This window comes from Streptomyces sp. NRRL B-24085, from assembly GCF_001282115.1.
In the GTDB taxonomy this organism is placed as follows: domain Bacteria; phylum Actinomycetota; class Actinomycetes; order Streptomycetales; family Streptomycetaceae; genus Streptomyces.
This window is the reverse complement of record NZ_LJBR01000373.1, coordinates 1-4685: the sequence shown is the minus strand read 5'-3', so window position 1 is coordinate 4685 and position 4685 is coordinate 1. Positions and strand designations below refer to the sequence as shown.

7 protein-coding genes are annotated in these 4685 nt (G+C 71.9%); 6 read left to right on the top strand and 1 reads right to left on the bottom strand.

The window, feature by feature from the left end; genetic code table 11:
* The first annotated feature begins 92 nt into the window (after positions 1-92).
* Both AOJ26_RS33380 and AOJ26_RS33375 read left to right on the top strand, forming a co-directional pair.
* Positions 93-1100: a family 2 encapsulin nanocompartment cargo protein polyprenyl transferase gene (locus tag AOJ26_RS33380; RefSeq protein ID WP_063790358.1), complete on the top strand. Its 1008-nt coding sequence runs from the start codon at positions 93-95 to the stop codon at positions 1098-1100.
* A gap of 166 nt (positions 1101-1266) precedes the next feature.
* Entirely contained in the window at positions 1267-1872 is a 606-nt protein-coding gene (locus AOJ26_RS33375; protein ID WP_053852111.1) for a GNAT family N-acetyltransferase, read from the top strand.
* Positions 1873-2565: 693 nt separating this feature from the next.
* Here AOJ26_RS33375 and AOJ26_RS33370 read toward each other — a convergent pair.
* Entirely contained in the window at positions 2566-3156 is a 591-nt protein-coding gene (locus AOJ26_RS33370) for a TetR/AcrR family transcriptional regulator (protein WP_053852109.1), read from the bottom strand.
* A gap of 116 nt (positions 3157-3272) precedes the next feature.
* On the opposite strand from AOJ26_RS33370, the gene AOJ26_RS33365 reads away from it, so the two are divergent.
* The 4 genes from AOJ26_RS33365 to AOJ26_RS44655 form a co-directional block, all read left to right on the top strand.
* Positions 3273-3857 carry a dihydrofolate reductase family protein gene (locus tag AOJ26_RS33365; protein WP_053852108.1) on the top strand — a complete coding sequence of 195 codons (585 nt, stop codon included), beginning with the start codon at positions 3273-3275 and terminating at the stop codon, positions 3855-3857.
* Between the two features lie 38 nt (positions 3858-3895).
* Entirely contained in the window at positions 3896-4093 is a 198-nt protein-coding gene (locus tag AOJ26_RS33360) for a hypothetical protein (protein ID WP_053852107.1), read from the top strand.
* A 44-nt stretch (positions 4094-4137) separates the two neighbouring features.
* On the top strand, positions 4138-4470 hold the full coding sequence (locus AOJ26_RS33355; RefSeq protein ID WP_053852106.1) for a DUF952 domain-containing protein: 333 nt from the start codon (positions 4138-4140) through the stop codon (positions 4468-4470).
* Positions 4467-4685 (top strand): hypothetical protein (locus AOJ26_RS44655; protein WP_234358734.1); only part of this gene is annotated, 219 nt, incomplete at its 3' end. The genes AOJ26_RS33355 and AOJ26_RS44655, both read left to right, overlap by 4 nt.

The window sequence follows — 4685 nt, the reverse complement described above, 5'->3', positions numbered from 1 at the left end:
GGGGGGCGTCGGTCACCGGGGGGAGGACAACGGCGGGGCAGGCGGGCTCGCTCGACGGGTCCGGGACGCGTCCGCTCGACGGGCACGAGGCCGTGGCGATCCTGGAGCAGGTCCGGACGGTGGTCGACCCGGAGCTGCGGGCCGCGTTGGAGTCGTTGCCCGGCGCCCTGCGCCGGGTGGCGCTCTACCACTTCGGCTGGGAGGAGGCCGACGGCACTCCGACCGCGGGCAACGCGGGCAAGGCGATTCGGCCCGCGCTCGTGCTCACCGCGGCCGCCGCTCTCGGTGGGGACCGGGCGCGGGCGGCGGCCGTCCGGGCGGCCGTGGCGGTCGAGCTGGTCCACAACTTCACGCTGCTGCACGACGACGTGATGGACCGCGACACCACCCGCCGGCACCGCCCCACCGCGTGGACCGTGTTCGGCGACGCCGACGCGATCCTGGCCGGGGACGCCCTTCAGGCGCTGGCGCTCCAACTGCTGGCCCAGGATCCGCACCCCGCGGCGGGAGCGGCCGCCGCCCGGCTCGCGGCCTGTGTCGTCGAACTGTGCGAGGGTCAGCACGAGGACACCGCCATGCAGGGACTCGCTCCCGGCGAGGTCACCCTCGACCAGGTGCTCGTGATGGCCGAGGCGAAGACCGGGGCGCTGCTCGGGTGTGCCTGTGCGCTCGGCGCGCTGTACGCGGGCGCGTCCGCCGAGGACGTCGGGGCGATGGACGCGTTCGGCCGGGAGGCGGGTCTCGCCTTCCAGCTCATCGACGACGTGATCGGCATATGGGGAGACCCGAGCCGCACCGGCAAACCGGCCGGCGCGGACCTCGCCGCCCGCAAGAAGTCCCTCCCGGTGGTCGCCGCGCTCACCTCGGGCACCGCCGCGGCCGCCGAACTGGCCGAGCTGTACGCGGCCCCGTACGCCGAGGAGGACCTGGCGCGTACCGCCCTCGCCGTCGAGGAGGCCGGCGGCCGCGACTGGGCGCAGGTGCAGGCGGCCGACCGGATGGCCCGGGCGATGGGGCAGTTGGCCCGTGCGGTGCCCGACCCCGAGGCGGCGGGCGGACTGCTCTCCCTCGCGGAGTTCGTGACGCGGCGCAGCGCCTGAGACCCCGGAGTGCCCGGCACCGCGCGGTCCTGACCCCGCGCGGCCGCCAGGGGTTCCGGCCTACGGGTCCCGCACATCCCCACGGTGTGCGGGGCCCGCTTCCGCATGCTCACCGATAGTCTCAACACCCGTGTGTCCAACGGTGGTTGAGTTGAAGGGGTGGGGCATGGGCGTGGCGATACGGACGGCCGGCGACAGCGATCGGGAGCTGGTGACGCGGCTGCTGGACTCGGCTTTCCAGGACGATCCGGTCAGCGGGTGGATCTTTCCGGGGGAGGAGTATCGCCGTACGACGCATCCCCGGCTGATGGCGGCGTTCGTGGACATCGTGATGGCTCAGGGGCGGGTGGATGTCACGGAGGAGGGGACCGCGTGCGCGTTGTGGCTGCCGGTCCCGGCGGACGGGGGTGACCAGCATGACGGCGAGGACGAGTTCGCCGCCCTGCGGGAGGCTCTCGATCCGGGCAACGAGCGCATCGAACTGATCGGTCGCCTCACGGCCGAGGTCCATCCGGCCGGGCGGGCCCACGAGTACCTGTGGATGATCGGCGTCGCCCCCGAGCGGCAGGGGGAGGGACTCGGGACCGCGCTCATCGGGTCGGTTCTGGAGCGCTGCGACCGGGAGGGACTGCCCGCGTATCTGGAGGCGAGCAGCGCCAGGAGCCGCGGACTGTACGAACGGCTCGGGTTCGAGCTCGTGGAGCGGCCCCTCGACCTGCCGGAAGGCCCCCGGATGTGGCCGATGTGGCGCGAGCCGCGCGCTGAGCGATAGCGACGGGGGCGCGGCCGCGACGGCAGAAGGGCCGACGTGCGGTTGCCGCCCCTTGGTCAGCTCAGGGGGGCCGGTTGGTTGGTCGCCGCGTCCTGGTTGGCTCACGGGGGCGGGCCATGCGGTTGCGGCGCCTCCTGGACGGGTCACCGCTGTGACTACCGCTACGGTCCGTTCCTTGGGAGTCGGAGGCGGCCGGCCGTGCGGTTGCGGCCCCATGGCCGGCTCCGAGAGGCCAGCCGCGTGGTCGCCGCCCACTGATCAGCCCAGGGAGGTCAATGCCATGGGCGCCGCCCACCGGCCAGCCCAGGGAGGTCGATCGCGGTCGCCGTCCCCTGCGCCGGCTCCGAGAGGCTCAGCCGTGTGGTTGCCGTCTCTTGGCTGCTCGCGGCGGCCCGGCCGTGTCGTTCCCGCCCCTGGCCGGATCAGGGAGGTCAACGGCATGGTAGCCGCCCACCGGCCAGCCCAGGGAGGTCGATCGCGGTCGCCGTCCCCTGCGCCCGGTCTGCCGCGTAGTTGTCGCCCCCTGACCGGTCCGTAAGGGCTGGTCGTAGTCGCCGCCTGCTTCATCGGCTCACGGAGGCTCGCCGCGCCCGGGAGGCTGGTTGTGCGGGCGGCGCCTGCCTTGCGTAGGCCGTCGGGTAGTTGCCGCCCTTGAACCAGCAAGGAACCCCGTCTCGCGATCACCGCCCCCGACTAGCTCGCGGGCACGATCGCTGTCACGATCCGTTCGACCAGGCCCTCCGGGACCCCCACCCCCGGCAGTACCCCCTCCAGTGCGTCGGGCAGTGTCAGGTGTTCCAGGAGCAGTCCGAGCATCGCCAGGTAGAGCACGGTGACCGTTTCGGCGCCGCCCGGGAGGCCCGTCTCGCGGTGGAAGCGGATGCCCTCCTCCAGGTCCGCGCGGACCGACTTGGTGAAGGAGGCGCGGAGTTCGGGGCGGCGGGTCGCCTCCAGGCGCATCTCCAGCAGGGCCAGATAGCCCGTGCGGTCGTGGGTCGCGCGGCCCATCAGGTCGTGCATGAACTCCGCGACCAGGGACCGGTCCTTCGGCCGGGTCAGCAGTTCGGCGAACTTGTCGGGGTCCGGGGCCAGCCGGATGTGGAGCCGGGTGTCGATCTGCCGCAGCAGGTCGTCGCGGTCGGTGAAGTAGTTCGAGGCCGTCCCCACCGGGACCCCGGCCTCGGTGTCGACCGCGCGGAACGTCAGCCCGCGTGCCCCCTCGCGGGCGAGCACCTCGACCCCCGCGTCCACGAGTGCGGCCCGGCGCTCCGGATTGCTGGCCATGCGGAATCTCCTCTCCCAGTTACACCGATTCTGGAAAACACCTTGCAACCACTACAGATGAAGTACTACAACTGAAGTAGTTCACACCGAAGCGCAGCCTACGAGAAGAGACCCGCTTGCGAAAGCTCACGTACTTCATCGCCTGCACGATCGACGGCTTCATCGGCGACGAGAGCGGCGACGCGTCGTTCATGTACCGGTTCGTCGACGAGGAGTTCCTCGCCTACCTCACCGCCGAGTTCCCGGAGACCATCGCGGCCCAGGGCCGCAGGGCCCTCGGCATCCACGACCTGGAGCACCGGAGGTTCGACACGGTCGTCCAGGGGCGCGGCAGCTACGAGGTGGGCCTGAGGGAGGGCATCACCAGGCCGTACGACCACCTGCGCGAGTACGTCGCCTCACGCACCCTCACCGAGTCGCCCGACCCGAAGGTCGAGATCATCCGCGACGACCTGGTCGGCAAGGTGCGCGAACTGAAGGCGGAGGACGGCGAGTTCGGCATCTACCTGTGCGGCGGCTCCCGGATCGCGGGCGAACTCCACGAAGAGATCGACGAACTGGTCGTCAAGACGTACCCCGTCGTCCTCGGCGCCGGCATGCCGATGTTCGGCTCCGGATTCCCCGTCACCGAGTTCTCGCTCGACGAGGTGCGGACCTTCGGCAACGGCCTGACCGTGCGGACGTACGGCAGGAAGAGCTGAGGGAGGCGCCCGCGGCTCCTTCGGCCTACCCTGAGGGCATGGGCAGCGATGAACACGTCTGTCCCGTTTGCGGACAGCCGGTCGAGACAGTCGTACGGCGTCACAAGACGCTGGGTGCGTGGGTCCCCGTGTGGACGGACGGCCCGTGCCGCAACCCGGAGTGCGAGGCGTACGCCGACGAGGCCGCCGAGCCCGACGAGGACCACGGCGACGCACCCGCCGGAAAGGGTTCCTGAGCCTGACCGGGCAGCGCGCACGGCCGAGGCCTTAACGTGACGGCATGTCCACACCCAGCCCCATCGTGCACCTGACCGAACGCTCGCTCTGGGAGGAGGCCCGCGCCCGGGGCACGTACGAGATCTCGACCCGCGGCCGCACCCTCCAGGAGGAGGGGTTCATCCACTGCTCGACTCGTGCGCAGCTCCCGTCCGTAGCGGCTTTCCTCTACGGCTCCTACGACGGCCCCGATGACCTGGTGGTCCTCGTCATCGACCCCGCCCGACTCGACGTACCGCTGAAGTACGAGGCCCCCGCACCCGGCGCCGAGGAGTTCCCGCACATCTACGGGCCGCTCCCCGTGGCCGCGGTCGTGGACGTGGAGCCGTGGGGGTGAGCGGTCGTCGTCGGCCGTGGCTGTGGGCCGTGGCGGTCTGGGCGGCCCTCGTGGCCGTAGCGGGCGGGCTCACGCTCTGGCTCCAGGACTCGGCGGAGCCGCCGGGTCCGTACGGCCGGGAGGAGAGCAGTCCGACGCCCGAGCTGCCGGAGGGGTGGGAGAGCATGTGTCCCAGCCCCAGCCCCAGCCCCAGCACCGGGCTCTTATACACATCT